General features: G+C 43.9%; 14 protein-coding genes. 13 read left to right on the top strand and 1 reads right to left on the bottom strand.

Translation table 11 applies throughout. The annotated features are described in order from the left end of the window. Nucleotides 1-60 precede the first annotated feature (60 nt). The 13 genes from argC (at nucleotide 61) to surE (ending at nucleotide 14,809) form a co-directional block, all read left to right on the top strand. The gene (gene argC / locus G589_RS0102200; RefSeq protein WP_026520935.1) at nucleotides 61-1,113 is read left to right on the top strand and encodes an N-acetyl-gamma-glutamyl-phosphate reductase; all 1,053 of its coding nucleotides are present in this window, start codon (nucleotides 61-63) and stop codon (nucleotides 1,111-1,113) included. A 29-nt stretch (nucleotides 1,114-1,142) separates the two neighbouring features. Beyond that, nucleotides 1,143-1,586, top strand: coding sequence for a GNAT family N-acetyltransferase (locus G589_RS0102195; protein WP_026520934.1), 444 nt, complete (start codon nucleotides 1,143-1,145; stop codon nucleotides 1,584-1,586). Nucleotides 1,587-1,595: 9 nt separating this feature from the next. Further along, entirely contained in the window at nucleotides 1,596-2,819 is a 1,224-nt protein-coding gene (gene argJ / locus G589_RS0102190; RefSeq protein ID WP_026520933.1) for a bifunctional glutamate N-acetyltransferase/amino-acid acetyltransferase ArgJ, read from the top strand. A gap of 11 nt (nucleotides 2,820-2,830) precedes the next feature. Beyond that, entirely contained in the window at nucleotides 2,831-3,727 is an 897-nt protein-coding gene (gene argB, locus G589_RS0102185; RefSeq protein ID WP_026520932.1) for an acetylglutamate kinase, read from the top strand. A gap of 17 nt (nucleotides 3,728-3,744) precedes the next feature. Next, on the top strand, nucleotides 3,745-4,944 hold the full coding sequence (locus G589_RS0102180) for an aspartate aminotransferase family protein (protein WP_330366630.1): 1,200 nt from the start codon (nucleotides 3,745-3,747) through the stop codon (nucleotides 4,942-4,944). Further along, complete coding sequence (locus G589_RS0102175; protein ID WP_026520930.1) at nucleotides 4,941-6,452, top strand: sugar ABC transporter substrate-binding protein; 1,512 nt, start codon at nucleotides 4,941-4,943, stop codon at nucleotides 6,450-6,452. The genes G589_RS0102180 and G589_RS0102175 overlap by 4 nt, the downstream gene beginning before the upstream one ends. A gap of 63 nt (nucleotides 6,453-6,515) precedes the next feature. Continuing rightward, nucleotides 6,516-7,166, top strand: a complete 651-nt coding sequence (locus tag G589_RS0102170) for a helix-hairpin-helix domain-containing protein (RefSeq protein ID WP_026520929.1) — start codon at nucleotides 6,516-6,518, stop codon at nucleotides 7,164-7,166. A 20-nt stretch (nucleotides 7,167-7,186) separates the two neighbouring features. After that, complete coding sequence (locus G589_RS0102165; RefSeq protein ID WP_026520928.1) at nucleotides 7,187-7,867, top strand: response regulator transcription factor; 681 nt, start codon at nucleotides 7,187-7,189, stop codon at nucleotides 7,865-7,867. 3 nt (nucleotides 7,868-7,870) lie between these two features. Next, nucleotides 7,871-9,370, top strand: coding sequence for a sensor histidine kinase (locus G589_RS0102160; RefSeq protein WP_026520927.1), 1,500 nt, complete (start codon nucleotides 7,871-7,873; stop codon nucleotides 9,368-9,370). A gap of 33 nt (nucleotides 9,371-9,403) precedes the next feature. Next, the gene (locus G589_RS0102155) at nucleotides 9,404-10,321 is read left to right on the top strand and encodes a GerMN domain-containing protein (RefSeq protein ID WP_196811833.1); all 918 of its coding nucleotides are present in this window, start codon (nucleotides 9,404-9,406) and stop codon (nucleotides 10,319-10,321) included. A gap of 21 nt (nucleotides 10,322-10,342) precedes the next feature. Next, on the top strand, nucleotides 10,343-12,625 hold the full coding sequence (locus G589_RS0102150) for a DNA internalization-related competence protein ComEC/Rec2 (protein WP_081668900.1): 2,283 nt from the start codon (nucleotides 10,343-10,345) through the stop codon (nucleotides 12,623-12,625). A gap of 40 nt (nucleotides 12,626-12,665) precedes the next feature. Further along, nucleotides 12,666-14,054, top strand: a complete 1,389-nt coding sequence (locus tag G589_RS0102145; protein WP_051192124.1) for a sodium-dependent transporter — start codon at nucleotides 12,666-12,668, stop codon at nucleotides 14,052-14,054. A 32-nt stretch (nucleotides 14,055-14,086) separates the two neighbouring features. Further along, nucleotides 14,087-14,809, top strand: coding sequence for a 5'/3'-nucleotidase SurE (surE, locus tag G589_RS0102140; RefSeq protein WP_026520923.1), 723 nt, complete (start codon nucleotides 14,087-14,089; stop codon nucleotides 14,807-14,809). Nucleotides 14,810-14,880: 71 nt separating this feature from the next. Here surE and G589_RS0102135 read toward each other — a convergent pair whose 3' ends face one another. Then, on the bottom strand, nucleotides 14,881-17,289 hold the full coding sequence (locus tag G589_RS0102135; protein ID WP_026518757.1) for a ribonucleoside triphosphate reductase: 2,409 nt from the start codon (nucleotides 17,287-17,289) through the stop codon (nucleotides 14,881-14,883). Nucleotides 17,290-17,318: the final 29 nt, after the last annotated feature.

Below are 17,318 nucleotides of genomic sequence, written 5' to 3'. Positions count from 1 at the left end.
ATTCATGCATGGGTCGTATACTTAAAAAAGTTTATACATATATGAGAGGTGAAAACCATTATGATCAAAGTAGGAATTATCGGTGCTACAGGCTATGCGGGAGCTGAAATCGTAAGACTTATCCAGGGTCATCCCGATGCAGAGGTTGTGTGGTACGGATCCAGAAGTTTTATCGATGAGAAGTACAGTAATATATATGGAAACTTCTTTAAACTGGTTGATGCAAAGTGCATGGATGACAACATGGAAGAACTTGCATCACAGGTGGATGTCATCTTCACGGCGACTCCACAGGGACTGTGTGCATCACTTGTTAATGAAGATATTCTTAATAAAGTAAAGATAATCGATCTTTCAGCAGACTTCAGATTAAAAGATGTTTCTGTATATGAGAAGTGGTACAAGATAGAGCACAAGGCACCTCAGTATATAGAAGAAGCAGTTTACGGACTCTGCGAGATCAACAGAGATAAGGTAAAGAGTGCAAGACTTGTTGCCAATCCGGGATGCTATACCACCTGCTCAATCCTTACAGCGTATCCTCTTGTTAAGGAAGGTCTTATAGATGTAGATACACTTATCGTCGATGCTCTCTCGGGAGTGTCCGGAGCAGGAAGAGGAGCCAAGGTTGCAAACCTCTACTGCGAAGTCAACGAATCTGCAAAGCCCTACGGAGTTGCCACTCACAGACACACTCCTGAGATTGAGGAACAGCTTGGCTACGCAGCGGGAAAAGAGATGGTGATAAACTTTACACCTCACCTTGTCCCAATGAACAGAGGAATCCTTGCTACAGAATACGCTACTCTTATTAAGAAGGACGGCAAGCTTCCTACTTCTTCCGATATAAGAGCTGCTTATGAGAAGTATTATAAGGATGAGAAATTCATAAGGCTCTTAGATGACGGTGTATGTCCCGAGACCAGATGGGTAGAGGGCAGCAACTTTGTAGATATCGGCTTTAAGATCGATGAGAGAACCGGAAGAGTTATCATGATGGGAGCAATTGATAACCTGGTAAAGGGAGCAGCAGGACAGGCGGTCCAGAACATGAACATCATGTTTGGACTTGATGAGGCCAAGGGACTTGAGCTTGTTCCCAGTTTCCCGTAATTACTGATAGATCTGGGGAGAAAACTGATATGGTTCGCAAGATGACAATAGAAGACTATGACAAGGTGTATGCGCTGTGGATGTCCATTCATGGATTCGGTATAAGGACCATGGATGATTCCAGGGAGGGGATAGAGAGATTTATCAAAAGAAATCCTGAAACCAGCGCAGTGTATGAGCAGGACGGAAAAATAGTCGGTGCTATTTTATGTGGCAATGACGGAAGAAGAGCATGTTTTTACCACGTATGTGTAAGCGAGGAGTACAGAAAGCACGGCATTGGAAGGAAAATGGTTGAGTTCTGCTGCGAGCAGCTGAGGAAAGAGGGCATCAATAAGGTCTGCCTGAATGCTTTTGTCACCAATGAGGTAGGAAACAAGTTCTGGCAGAAGATGGGCTGGACCCTCAGAGATGATATGAACTATTACGACTTTGTACTTAATGATAGCAATCTTACAGTATTTAATAAATGAGGAGGCATTATGAAGGTTATAGAAGGCGGCGTAACAGCAGCAAAGGGCTTTAGCGCAACTAGCTGCGAAGCCGGTATCAAGTATAAAAACAGAACGGACATGGCCTTTGTTTTTTCCAAAACGCCATGTACCAGCGCAGGTACATTTACATCAAACGTGGTAAAGGCTGCCTGTGTTCAGTGGGATCAGAAGATCGTATATTCCGGTGAGCCTATGCACGGAGTTGTCATCAACTCGGGAATTGCAAATGCCTGCACGGGAAAAGAGGGCTTTGATGCCTGCGAAGCTACAGCAAAGGCTGTAGAGAAGGCTTTAGGAGTTCCATATTCATCAGTTGCCGTGGCATCTACCGGTGTTATCGGTATGCAGCTTCCGGTTGAAAAATTAGTTGCCGGAGTTGAAGCTATGAGCAAGACCTTAGATGATAGCATAAGCGCCGGAACAGCAGCTTCAAAGGCTATCATGACTACAGATACCGTCAACAAAGAGGTGGCAGTTACTTTCGAAATTGACGGGAAAGAGATCACCCTCGGCGGAATGAGCAAGGGCTCAGGCATGATCCATCCCAACATGTGCACTATGCTTGCTTTCCTTACAACAGATTTAAGCATTGAGAAATCTCTTTTGCAGGAAGCAGTTTCAGAGGTGGTAAAAGACTCTTTTAACATGATAACCGTTGACGGAGATACCTCAACAAACGATACGCTTCTTGTTATGGCTAACGGCAAAGCAGACAATGAGACTATTAAGGATAAATCAGATAACTACAATACCTTTAAGGAAGCGCTTAGCTTTGTATGTACCTTCCTTGCCAAGAAGATGGCAGCAGACGGTGAGGGAGCAAGTAAGCTCTTTGAAGCAAAGGTAGTAAACGCAAAGTCCAAGGAGGATGCAAGAACACTCTCAAGGGCAATCGTCGGATCAAACCTTTCAAAGGCCGCTATTTTCGGGTGTGATGCAAACTTTGGAAGATTCCTTTGTGCCATGGGATATTCCGGAGCAGACTTTGATCAGAATGATGTGGAGCTGTTCTTTGAGAGCGCAAACGGAAGACTGAAGGTATTTGATAAGGGAACACCTATTGTATTTGATGAGGATGAAGCCCTTAAGATTATGAAGGCAGATGCAGTAACAGTATTTGTCGATATGCATGAGGGAAGCGAAGAGGCTACAGCCTGGGGATGCGATCTCACATACGACTACGTCAAGATAAATGCAGATTACAGAAGTTAAAGGAGAGAGTCATGGATCAGGGGATGCAGGATGTACTTAAGAAAGCGGAGGTACTGGTAGAAGCGCTTCCATATATTCAAAAGTTCAACAGGAAGATCATAGTTGTTAAATACGGCGGAAGTGCCATGAGCAACGAAGAGCTGCAAAAGAATGTAATAACAGATGTTACTCTTTTAAAGCTTGTCGGATTTAAGCCAATCATTGTTCACGGCGGCGGAAAGGCCATCAGCTCCTGGGTATCAAAGGTCGGCAAAGAGGCTGAATTTGTAAACGGACTCAGGGTTACCGATTCAGAGACCATGGAGATCGCTGAGATGGTTCTCGGAAGAGTAAACAAGCAGCTTGTGACAATGGTTCAGGAGCTGGGCGTCAAGGCTATCGGTATCAGTGGCAAGGATTCAGGTCTTCTTCACGTTACCAAGAAATATTCCGATGGTAAGGATATCGGATATGTGGGCGAAATTGACAATGTAGATCCCAAGGTTTTATATGACCTTCTCGACAACGACTATCTGCCTATTGTTGCACCCATCGGACTTGATGATAACTTCGATACCTACAATATAAATGCAGATGATGCTGCATGTGCCATCGCCAAGGCAGTGGGTGCTGACAAGCTGGCATTCCTTACAGATATTGAGGGAGTTTATAAGGATATCAAGGATCCTGAGTCCTTTATCTCAAGGCTTACCTGCTCTGAGGCAGATGCTCTTATCGCCAGTGGAAATATCGGCGGTGGAATGCTTCCAAAGCTTGGAAACTGCACAGATGCAGTTAGAGGCGGTGTTAACAGAGTGCATATACTGGACGGAAGAATTCCTCATTGTCTTCTTCTTGAGATCTTTACCAATAAGGGTGTCGGAACCATGTTTATGCCTGACCACGAGAAAACAGCAGCAAATGCTTAATAACAGGAGATATTAAAATGAGTGAGATGATGCAGAAGTACATTGAAGAGGCGGAGAAAGCTCTTTTACACACATATAACAGATATCAGATCGTCTTGGACAAAGGTGACGGAGTTTATCTCTATGATATAGATGGCAAGAAATATCTGGATTTCGTGTCAGGTATTGCTGTATTTGCTCTTGGATATAACAATAAAGAATACAATGATGCGCTCAAGAATCAGATTGATAAGCTTCTGCACACCTCTAACTACTATTACAATGTTCCTGCAATAGAGGCTGCTAAGAAGATAAAAGAAGTATCCGGAATGGACAGGGTATTCTTCACAAACAGTGGAGCAGAGGCCATTGAGGGAGCTTTGAAGGCAGCAAGGAAATATGCTTTCCTTAAGGATGGCAAAAATGATCATGAGATTATTGCCATGAATCATTCCTTCCACGGAAGGACCTTCGGTGCTCTTTCAGTAACTGGAAATCCGCATTACAGAGAGGCATTTGAGCCTATGATCGGCAACATAAAGTTTGCTGATCTCAATGACTTTGACTCAGTTCTTAAGTGCGTAAGTGACAAGACCTGCGCAATAATCCTTGAGACCGTTCAGGGAGAGGGCGGAATTTATCCGGCAACTGAAGAGTTTTTGACCAAGGTAAGAGCTCTTTGTGATGAAAAAGACATCCTTCTTATCCTGGACGAGATTCAGTGCGGAATGGGAAGAACCGGATATATGTTTGCATGGCAGAAGTATGGAATTAAGCCTGACATCATGACAACTGCCAAGGCTCTTGGCTGCGGAGTGCCGGTTGGAGCATTCCTTATGACTGAAAAAGTAGGGCAGAATTCACTGGTTGCAGGTGACCACGGAACCACTTATGGAGGCAATCCTTTTGCCTGCGCGGCTATAAACAAAGTCCTTGATTTATTTAAACAGGACAATATAATAGAGAATGTGAATGAGGTGGCTCCTTATTTGGAGAAGCGCCTTGATGAGCTTAAGGATAAGTATGATTTCATTACAGACAGGCGTGGAGCCGGTCTTATGCAGGGACTGGTATTTAACAGACCTGTCGGTGAAGTTATCAATAAGGCACTTGAGAAGGGACTTATCCTTATAAATGCGGGAACAGAGATAATCAGATTTGTTCCTCCGCTGGTTATAACTAAGGAGAATGTAGATGACATGATCGAGATTTTGGATTCATGTCTGGAGTCTTTATGAGAATTAGAATTAGAATAATATCAATAATACTTGTTGCCTGTGCGCTGCTGGGCACTTACGTTTATGCCCGCTCTGACAGGAGCATATTTGAGGATTATTCTCTTTTTGCAAGAAATAAAACTACCGTGAGGCTGTGGTATACCGATGATACCCTGACTCCATATCTCCAGAGTAAGGCTGTTGCCTACTCTGAGTCTAACAGCAAGGTTCGTATCGAGCCTGTGCTTGTTTCTGGTCTTGAATACCTGGAGGCCATCAACAAGGCCTCCGTGGATGAAGACAATTACCCGGATCTGTATATAATAACAAATGATTCTCTTGAGAAGGCCTATTTAGCCGGCCTTGCAATGGAGATTGAAGGCGGAGATGAATTCCTTTCAAAGGGAATTTTCCCTGAAGCTGCTATTAATTCCGTAACCTATAAGGGGAAAAAGATAGCATATCCCTTCTACTTTGAGACCAGTTCTCTTATCTACAACAAGACCTATCTTGAGAACATGGCTGTTGAGACCATGCAGACAGAGATAGATACTGCTGAGGGAGAAGCTGCCCAGGAAGAGACTGAAAAGGCTGAGGAAGAAGGAGAACTCTCTGAAGAAGACGAGGTTACAACAGAAGATGTAAACCCTGAGATCACTCAGGGTATGATCGATGAAGTTGTTGCTGAGAGCCTTCCTCTTAATATCTCTGATATTCTGAAGTTTGCCGAGAGCTACAATGCTCCTGAGCAGGTAGAAGCGGTATTCCAGTGGGACGTTACCGATATATTCTACAATTACTTTTTTGTTGGTAATTACATGAACGTTGGCGGAGAAGCAGGAGATGATGTCAGCCAGATCGATATTTACAATACAGACACCATCAGCTGCATGAAGATTTATCAGCAGCTTAATCAGTTCTTTGCTATTGATGCCGATTCAATTGACTATGACAAGGTGGTTCAGGACTTTATCGACGGTAAGGTTGTATTTACCATTGCTACAACAGATATCATCAAGAAGATTGACGATGCCAAGGCATCAGGCGAGTGCAATTTTGAGTTTGCAGTTGCTGATATGCCCGGCCTTACAGCTGATTTCGGATCAAGAACCATGTCAGTGACAGATTGTATCGTTGTGAACGGACTTTCTGAAAATGCCGAAGAGGCCAATGAAGTGGCCAGATTTTTGTGCTCTGACAATTCTGGAGATATCTACAAGCTCGGCGGAAAGGTAGCAGCTCATTACGGCGTTAAGTATGACAATGCCAACCTTGCAACCTTTGTGGGCGTTTATGCAGATTCGGTTCCAATGCCCAAGACAATTGAGACCAGCAACCTCTGGATGGAGCTTGAGATCGCTTTTACCAAGATCTGGAACGGAGAGGACTGTAATTCAACGCTTAAAGACGTTTGTGAGAGCATAATGACTCAGGTTACAGGTACACCTTACACGGCTGAGGCACTTCCTGATCCCGATGATGATGCGATAACTGCAGGACTTACAGAAGATAGTGAAGATAATGATTGAATTATTTCTTTCAATCGCATAGAATAAAAAAGCATGGTGGGGTCCTCTTTTTTAGGAGGAAACATGCAAAAATTATTACCAATATCAGCACTTGTGCTGATGTTTCTGACCGGATGCACATCTGCAAACAAAGAGATAATCTTATCCGATAACACTGCTAATAATACCTTGGAAGCTGAGGCTTTTAGCTCGCAGGAAGAGTCCGGAGAAGAGATAGAACTACCGGAGACTTTAGATAGTGAACTTCCTGATAGTGTTGTGGTATATGTCTGTGGAGCAGTGGTAAACCCCGGAGTATATGAGCTTTCTGATGGAAGAAGGATCGATGATGCAGTTAACGCTGCCGGCGGTTTTTCTGAGGATGCCGACAGAACTTATGTCAATTTGGCAGCCAGGATAAGTGACGGCACTAAGCTGCAGATACCGACAATATCAGAGACTTCTGATGAAGCTGTTGTAAAAGGCATAGATTCTTTTGACATAGAAGATAACGGTTCTAAGTCCGGTGCATCAGCTGGAGGCGGTCTTATCAATATCAATACCGCTTCGCAAACGGAACTGGCTACGCTCCCGGGAATAGGAGAGGGAATAGCCGGCAAGATAATAAAATACAGAGACGAGAACGGCTCTTTTAAAAATATCGAAGATATCATGAAGGTATCAGGGATCAAGGATAAGCTGTTCTCTAAGATAAAAGATCTAATAACTGTCTGATTTATAGGAATGGTGAAGAAATGAGCAAGAAAGCGCTTGTAGTAGACGACGAAAAGGCAATTGTAAAGGGAATAAAGTTCTCTCTGGAGCAGGATGACATTGTTGTTGACTGTGCGTATGACGGACAGGAAGCCCTTGATAAGGCTAAGACCGGCAATTATGATATTATCCTTCTCGACGTAATGCTTCCTAAGCTCACCGGTTTTGAAGTTTGCCAGCAGATAAGGGAGTTTTCGGATGTTCCCATTATCATGCTCACAGCCAAGGGAGATGACATGGACAAGATCCTTGGTCTTGAGTACGGCGCAGACGATTACATCACAAAACCATTCAACATCCTTGAGGTGAAGGCCAGGATCAAGGCTATTATCCGCAGAACCGGAAGAACTGCCGATACCAATCAGGTTATGACCTTTGGCGACCTTAAGCTCAACGAAGAGTACAGAAGAGTGTTTATGGGTGACAGAGAGATCAATGTTACCAGCAGAGAGTATGAGCTGCTGGAGCTTTTGGCGTCTACTCCCGGCAAGACTTATACCAGAGAAGAACTTCTTGAGACCATCTGGGGAACAGATTATCCCGGTGATGAGAGAACAGTGGATGTTCACATCAGAAGACTTCGTGAGAAGCTTGAGTCTAACCCAAGCGAGCCTAGATATGTAAGAACTAAGTGGGGCGCCGGATATTACTTCCAGGCATAACTTATGGATAAAAGTAAGTTTAAATTAAAAGACATTCTTAAGAGTCTAAGAGTGCGATTCTTCATAATTGTATTTATAACGGGGCTTGTTTCATGCCTCGTTATGCATTCTGTCATTCTGACCAGTTATGAGGATCGTGCTGTCAATGTAAGATCGACCGAGGTACAGACACAGCTGCGAATTCTCGCAAATCACCTCATTGTTTCCAATTACCTTCTTGATACATCATCAGAAGTAATAAATGCCGAGCTGGATATGCTTGCCAATCTTTATGATGGCCGTGTTATCGTTATCAACGATGATCTTAAGGTGGTAAAAGACACTTATAACATAAGTCAGGGTAAGACCATCATCTCAGAAGAGGTTGTAAACTGCCTAAAGACAGGATCCAAGGGAACGGTTTCAAAGTATGACCAGGCCAACGGATACATTGAGATTGTTACTCCCATCATTGAGAGTGATCTCATTCAGGAGGAGGATGTATCTGCGATCGGTAAGAGCAGTGAAGTGGTGCGTGGAGTTCTTTTGACCAGTGTATCTACCGACACGATTGCAACTACGCTTAATATCCTCAGCAGAAGAGCCCAGAGCCTTGAGGTTGTGATAATCCTCTTCATCCTTGCATTTGCAGCCTGGGTATCACATACGCTGCTAAAGCCCTTCGATAGAATTACAGCAGCCATCAATGATGTAAAGGCAGGTTACACAGATGAGCCTATTACCGGACCTAACTACCTTGAGACAGAGCAGATCATCAAGGCTTTCAATGCGCTCCTAAAGCGAATGAAGGTTTTGGATGACTCAAGACAGGAGTTTGTATCCAACGTCTCACATGAGCTTAAGACTCCTATTACCTCCATGAAGGTTCTGGCGGATTCGCTTCTTGCACAGGAGGATGTTCCCAATGAGGTCTACAGGGAGTTCATGACGGATATCGGTGCCGAGATCGACAGAGAGGATAAGATCATCAACGATCTTTTATCCCTGGTCAAGATGGACAAGAAGGCATCGGGACTTACCATTACCTCGGTAGATGTTGTGAGCCTGACAGAGGTTATTTTAAAGAGACTTAGACCTATAGCCAGAAGACACAATATTGAGCTCACACTTGAGAGTAAAAGAGCTATCGTTGCAGAGATTGATGAGGTTAAGATATCACTTGCTATCATGAACCTTGTTGAAAATGCTATCAAATACAACAGGGACGAGGGTTGGGTTAAGGTTGAACTTGATGCCGACCATCAGAATTTCTATGTCAAAGTCATGGATTCGGGCTATGGTATTCCCGAGGAATCCCTTGACCATATTTATGAGAGATTTTACAGGGTTGATAAGTCAAGATCACGTGAGATTGGCGGAACGGGACTTGGTCTGTCAATAGCAAGGAACGCGGTTCTGATGCACAGAGGAAGTATCGATGTGCAGAGTAAACTGGACGAAGGAACAACCTTTACAATATCAATTCCGCTTACAGCAGCGACGGTTAATACTACGGCAAAATAACAATTGGATTGTCATATGAAGAGAATTAATTATTTGAAAAACAGAATAACATGTGCTGTCCTTATTGTGTGTATGGTGGCTTTAATGGCGGGATGTGGCAGGAAAGAAGCAGTCGATCCGGATAGCTTCAAGCTCTTTTACGTCAACAACAGTGAGACCGGTATTGTGGCAGTAAATTATGACATTACAAGCCCCATGCAGGATACGGATGCAGTGATTCGTGAACTGATAGGGCAGCTTGGCACAATGCCTGAGAGACTTCAGTACGAAGCTCCCCTGACGGGAGGAGTAACCCTTCTTGGGTATTCACTCAACGATAAGGTTCTGACCCTTAATTTTGACATCAAGTATGCAGATATCGGAAGAACCGTGGAGATTCTGGACAGAGCAGCGATTGTAAGAACATTTACGCAGCTTGATGAGATAGAGTATGTATCCTTCCAGGTAGAGGGAACGCCTCTGTCTGACCACTACGGCAATATCATCGGCAATATGTCGGCGGATACATTTATCTTTAATGTCGGAAACGAGATCAACACCTATGAAAGGGTTGAGCTTAAGCTCTATTTTGCTAATGAAACAGGAGATAGGCTGGTTCCGGTTTATCGTTCTGTAGTTTATAACAGTAATATTTCAATGGAGAGACTGGCGGTAGAGCAGATAATAACCGGTCCTAAGACTGATATCTGCTATCCGACAATATCCAAGGACACCAAGATCAACAGTGTTAACGTAAAAGACGGAGTATGCTATGTTGATTTTGATTCTTCATTTTTGACAGAGCCTTATAACGTAACTGCTGAGGTTGCTATTTACTCACTGGTAAACAGCATCGTAGAGCTTACGGATGTAAATAAGGTTGCCTTCTCTGTAAACGGTGAAGCTAATTTTACATTTATGGATTTCTCAATTTCAGGACCATACGAGAGAAATCTTGATCTTATGGAATAAAGTTGTTAGGAGTATTTTTCTTTGAAACGGCCGTTATGTCTTTTGGCAATTCTGCTGAGTGCGGCTGTCTGTATCTATCTTGAATTGTTTTTATCTGACATTACCGGAAATATGAACTTAGCCCCGGATGGCTCTTATCAGACGTTGATTGGACGGGTTCAGTCCAAAGAGGTCAGAAGAAGCTATCAGGGCGAATTCCTTCCGGTAATCTATATTGTTCCAACTGAGCAAATAAGCAAACATTCAAAGCTGATCCAGTGTTATCTGGAGTCGGGAGATGAGGCCCTTCCTGCCATAGGAGAGTATATTGAGGTTTCAGGCAAGGTAAAGACCTTTTCTGCACCTACAAATCCCGGCGAATTCGACAGCCGGCTATATTATTCAACTCTGAAAATTTCATACAGGCTAACAGGAGCTAAAATACTTAAGGTCGGGGGAGAGCCGAACAGGTATAGGGAGGCGCTTTATAAGACAAGGCGCTTTTTGGAGAGCTCTTTGGACAGAGCTTTGTCAGAGCAGGATTCAGCTATAATGAAGGCTATGCTTTTGGGAGATAAGGCTTTTATGTATGAAGAGACCAAAGATATGTACAAGGATAATGGAATCATGCACATATTGGCGGTAAGTGGCCTTCATATCTCCATGATCGGAATGGGGCTTTACGAGCTGCTTAGAAAGCTGGGCCTTAATAAGGTGGTGACAACGCTCTTTCCTATAGCGTTCATGTATTCCTACGGGATCATGTGCGGAATGGGAACATCTTCCTTCAGGGCAATCTGCATGTTTGCGCTAAGGCTCTTTGCTCCTGTGGTGGGCAGAACCTACGATGTTTTAACAGGGCTTTCTCTTGCTGAGATACTTCTTTTGCTTGATCAGCCTCTGTATATGTATAACAGCGGATTCCTGTTTTCTTTCGGTGCGGTGATCGGTATGACTGTAATCCGCCCGGCGCTCTCTTTTGAAGCTATTCTTGAAGGCGTGACATCCGAGAAGATGAAGTTTGCGGATGACGAGATCTCTTTTGCAAAAGAGATACTGATAAAGCTCTCGGATGGCCTTACAAGCGGGGGGAGTGTCTTTTTGGCAACACTTCCTGTCTATGCAAGTTTTTATTACACATACCCTCTGCATTCTATTTTGCTTAATCTTGCAGTCATTCCACTTATGGGCATCTTGATGCTGCTTGGGATCATAACCATGTTCCTTGCGATATTCGGAGGCGCACTTGGGGTAATACCCGGGATGGCTGTTCACATCATTTTGTCTCTGTACAGGCTTCTTGGCTCATCGGAAGGCATTATCAGGGGAAGCACCTGGTATATGGGGCACTCACAGAAGTGGCAGGTGCTGATCTATATAGCCCTGGTCGCTGCCTTTGTATGGCTTTCGGATAAGGATAATCTGCCGCCGCTTAAGATGAGCGTTACACGAGTCTTGATTCTTGCTGCGGCGGTTTTTGCCCTTACTTTTCATGTTAAGCCGGATCTTGAAATCGATATGGTCGATGTAGGCCAGGGCGATGGGATAGTGATCTCCTGCGGAGGAAGGCACATGCTCATCGACGGAGGAAGTACCTCGACTAAAAATGTCGGAAAGTACAGAATAATTCCGTTTCTGAAATACAAAGGAATAGGAAAACTGGATGCGGTGGTAATGACCCATGAAGATGAGGATCACATCAGTGGAATCCTTGACATAATGGATGATATGGAGAAGGGCGGGATATGGATTGACAGGCTTTTTCTTCCGGAGGTTTCCACATCATCTCAGGGAGAAAACTATGATCTTTTAGAGAAAAGAGCCGGTGAGCTCAGGATTCCTATTGACTACATAAACACCGGTGAATCATTTTCTTTATCGGGCGCAACTTTTATCTGTCTTAATCCTGAAAGAGGCATGATGACAGAGGAGCCAAATGCCTATTCGACGGTGCTTTATATGAAATATGGGGAATTCACAGCTCTTTTCACTGGGGATGTGGAAAATGAGGGGCTAACAAATGTGAAGGAGGCTCTGAAAAGTCTTTGGTCAGGCGGCGGTGAGTACCCGGACAACGTAACGCTCCTAAAAGTTGCCCATCACGGTTCAAAATACACTACGGATAAAGAATTCCTGGATCTGACAAGGCCAAGGCTTTCCCTGATTTCCTGCGGAGTAGGAAACAGCTATGGCCATCCGCATGAAGAAGTGCTTCAAAGGCTTGAGAACATTGGCTCTGCGATATATCGCACAGATGAAAGTGGCATGGTTACAGTAGAGGTAAACGACGGAAAAGTAACTGCATATTGTCCTGCAAATTTTTAAGCTTTTAAAATTTTGTGCTATACTAAACACTGTGCGAAAAATGATATCGGAGGAAAATGTTTTGAAGAATGATAACCGCGGGTCTTTTTCCGGAAAGATCGGCTTTGTACTTTCAGCTGCCGGAGCATCGGTAGGACTTGGAAATATATGGAGATTCCCATATCTGTGTGCCAAGTATGGCGGAGGAATCTTTTTATTTGTTTATATAATATTGGCTCTTACTTTTGGCTACACTATGATCGTGGCTGAGACAGCAATAGGAAGAAACACCAAAAAGAGCCCTGTAGGAGCATTTAACGCTCTTAGTAACAGCAAGTTTATGTCTGTGGGCGGATGGATAAATGCTATCATCCCAATCCTGATTGTACCTTATTATTCGGTTATAGGTGGCTGGGTATGCAAATACCTGTTTGAATACATAAGAAATGATGCAGCTACCGTTGCATCAGACAGCTTCTTTGTAGATTTTATTTCGGATGGTTCAAAGTCTGAGTTTTGGTTCATAGTATTTGCAGTTCTTGTACTGGGCGTTATTTTCATGGGCGTTGAGAACGGAATAGAGCGTGTGTCCAAGCTTATGATGCCTGTACTTGTAGTACTGGCGCTGATCATTTGCGTGTATTCGGTAACAAGGCCCGGCGCTTTAGAAGGAGTTAAATTCCTCTTTATCCCAAATGTTCAGAACTTCTCAATAATGACGCTGGTAACAGCCATGGGACAGATGTTTTACTCGCTCTCCATTGCCATGGGAATCCTGATCACTTTCGGATCCTACGTTAAGAAGGAAGTCAGCATCGATGAGTCCACAAGACAGGTGGAGTTCTTTGATACAGCTATCGCCATTCTTGCGAGCCTTATGATAATTCCTGCAGTTTTCTCTTTCTACAATGGAGATCAGTCAATGCTTAAGGCAGGACCTTCACTGATGTTTATCACTATGCCCAAGATATTTGCCAGCATGGGATTTGGAAGGATCATTGGCTTTTTGTTCTTTGCACTGGTTTTATTTGCGGCTCTTACAAGTGCAATTGCCCTGACAGAGAGCGCTGTTTCCACCTTCTCTGATGAATTCGGATGGAGCAGGAGAAACGGAACTCTTATAATGGCCTTTGTGATGATAGCTCTCGGAAGTCTTTCATCTCTCGGCAACGGGCCTCTTTCAGGTGTGACCATCATCGGAATGCAGTTTCTGGATTTCTTTGACTTTATTACCAATTCGGTAATGATGCCGATGGCAGCGCTTGCAACGTGTCTTCTTATCACAAGATATATGGGCATGGAGAAGCTTACCATGGAAGTAGAGCAGGATGGACATCCATTCCAGAGAAAGCACATCTTTTCATTTATGATCAGGTTTTTGTGCCCTCTGTTTGTATTGATAATTCTTGTCAGCGCGATCCTTAACGTACTTGGTATCATATCCATGTAATAACAGATTATTATGAATGCGAGGAGAATGTTTTGGGGAAAAGACAAATTCTGATAACCAACGATGACGGAATAAAATCTGACGGTCTGAGAAGGCTGGTGGAGTGTGCCCTTTTGTTCGGAGAAGTTACAGTGGTTGCTCCTGAGAGTGAGAGAAGTGCAGCTTCCCATTCGTTGACACTTCGTCACAGTGTCGACTGCTATCCGTATGATTTCGGAATAGAGGGCGTTAGAGCCTATACCTGCTCGGGAACACCCAGTGACTGTGTGAGAGTAGGAAGCCTTTATCTAATGCCTGAGAAACCTGATGTAGTAATGTCCGGAATTAACTATGGATATAATGTCTCTTCAGACATACAGTATTCGGCCACACTTGGAGCTGCTTTTGAGGGTGAGTTCCAGGGCTATCATTCGATAGCGTTTTCAGAGGCCAACAATGGAATCCATGAGGTAACAGATTATTATTTAAAAGAGCTTATGGAAGAAATGCTAAAGAGAGAATATGTGCCGGGATATGTTGATAGTATAAACTTCCCCGGATGCAAGCTTTCAGAGTGCAAGGGAGTACTAAGAGACAGAACAGTTTCAAGAACTCCGTTCTACACAGACAGATACAAAAAGACGGCTGATCTTGAAAACGGTGGTGTGAGCCTTATGGTGGACGGCATCTATAGCCCTGTACATGAAGATGATACGGATTACGGAGCAGTTTTAGATAACTATGTATCTGTGGGCGTAGTCAAGAATCTGTGCTGATAAATAAACAAAATATTGTAATAAAAACGGGACAGGCTATTCTAGCCTGTCCCATTATTTATGCTTTAATGTTATGATACCTGACTGTCTGCAATCCAGCTCTTAATGTCTGAAACACCAAGAACCTTCTGGAAATCATCACCTGACTTAACTACAAGTGTAGGTGCCTGCATGATTCCGAATTTCTCAACAAGGTCAGGATGCTCGTTTGCATCAAGTGTGCTGTACTTAATACCTGCTTTATCAAGAAGTGAACCTGCGATCTTGCAGTTAGGGCAGGTCTGTGTCTTGAAGAGCATTACTGTCTGCTCATCGAGATTTGCGGCGCTGCTTCCTGATTCTGTATTTGACTTCTTAACAGCAGCCTCTACAAAGCTTGCCTGCTTAGGGCCTGTATGTGTGAGCTTGGAGTGACCGATGTTATAAACCTTACGATCTTTGTACTCCTGAGCCTTACCATCATTCCAGTTAGCAACAGGGCGGTAGTAGCCTGTGATACGGCTGTATACTTCAGTCTTGGCTCCGCAGTGAGGACAAACTGCCTGCTCACCTGAGAGGTAGCCATGCTCCTTACATACTGAATATGTAGGTGACATTGTGTAGTATGGAAGCTTGTAGTTTTCTGCAATCTTTCTTACTAATGTAGCAGCTGCCTTCCAGTCAGGAAGCTTTTCACCCAGGAATGCATGGAATACGGTTCCTGATGTATAGAGTGTCTGAAGCTCATCCTGAATATCAAGAGCGGAGAAGATATCCTCAGTGTAACCAACAGGAAGGTGAGATGAGTTGGTGTAATAAGGAGTTCCGTTCATATTAGCTGTGATGATGTCAGGATAAAGCTCTTTGTCGTGCTTAGCAAAGCGGTAAGTTGTTGACTCAGCAGGAGTAGCCTCTAAGTTAAAGAGCTCTCCGTCATACATTACCTGATACTCACCAAGGCGCTCTCTCATGTGGTTGAGGACATCCTTAGAGAACTCCTGAGTTCTCTTGTCTGTCATATCTGCCTGGATCCACTTTGCATTAAGACCAACTTCGTTCATGCCGATAAGGCCGATGGTTGAGAAGTGGTTTGAGAAGGATCCAAGGTATCTCTTTGTGTAAGGGTAAAGACCCTGATCAAGGAGCTTGGTGATAACCTGTCTCTTGGTGTGGAGGCTTCGTGCTGCAACATCCATAAGGTGATCAAGTCTCTTGTAGAACTCATCAGCGTCCTTTGAAAGATAAGCAATACGAGGCATATCGATGGTAACAACACCGATAGAACCTGTTGACTCACCTGAACCGAAGAATCCGCCGGATTTTTTACGAAGCTCTCTGAGGTCGAGACGAAGTCTGCAGCACATGGAACGAACATCTGAAGGCTCCATGTCTGAGTTGATGTAATTTGAGAAGTATGGAGTACCATACTTAGCTGTCATTTCAAACAGGAGCTTGTTGTTCTCTGTCTCGCTCCAATCGAAATCGCGCGTTATTGAATATGTAGGGATAGGATACTGGAATCCACGTCCGTTGGCATCTCCTTCGATCATGATCTCGATGAATGCCTTGTTTACCATATCCATTTCGTGCTGACAATCACCGTATGTGAAGTCGAGCTCTTTTCCGCCTACGATACAGTTGAGGTTCTTAAGGTCATTAGGAACGGTCCAGTCAAGTGTGATATTTGAGAATGGAGCCTGTGTTCCCCAACGTGAAGGTGTATTTACGCCGTATACGAAGGACTGGATGCACTGTTTAACCTCTTTCTGAGAGAGGTTGTCCACCTTAACAAAAGGTGCAAGATATGTATCAAATGATGAGAATGCCTGAGCGCCTGCCCATTCATTCTGCATGATTCCAAGGAAGTTAACCATCTGGTTGCAGAGGGTAGAGAGGTGGCTTGCAGGTGAAGATGTGATCTTGCCGGGAACTCCGCCTAGACCTTCCTGAATGAGCTGCTTAAGACTCCAGCCTGCGCAGTAACCTGTGAGCATTGAGAGGTCATGGATGTGGATGGCAGCGCTTCTGTGAGCGTTTGCAATCTCTTCATCATAAACTTCTGAAAGCCAGTAATTAGCTGTGATCGCACCCGAATTAGAGAGGATAAGTCCTCCTACAGAATATGTAACTGTTGAATTCTCTTTAACTCTCCAGTCGTTGATCTTGAGATAATCATCAACGAGGTCTTTATAGTTAAGGAGGGCAGAGTTTACGTTACGAACCTTTTCACGCTGCTTACGATAGAGGATGTATGCCTTGGATACATCTGAATAGCCTGCCTCTGAAAGGACCTTCTCAACGCTGTCCTGAATTTCTTCTACGGTGATCTTACCGTCTTTTACCTTGCTCTCGAAGTCTGAAGCAACTCTGAGGGCGATGAGATCGATCACGCTTGAGTGATAATCCTTCTCAAGAGCCACAAAGGCCTTGGTTATAGCAGCTGAAATCTTGGATATATTAAATTCCGCAACTGTTCCGTCTCTTTTTACAACCTGATACATAAGAAACCCCCTTAAACAAAACTAACCAT

It is taken from the genome of Butyrivibrio sp. VCB2001 (assembly GCF_000423965.1).
Taxonomy (GTDB): Bacteria; Bacillota; Clostridia; order Lachnospirales; family Lachnospiraceae; genus Butyrivibrio.
This window is presented reverse-complemented; position numbering and strand designations above follow the sequence as displayed.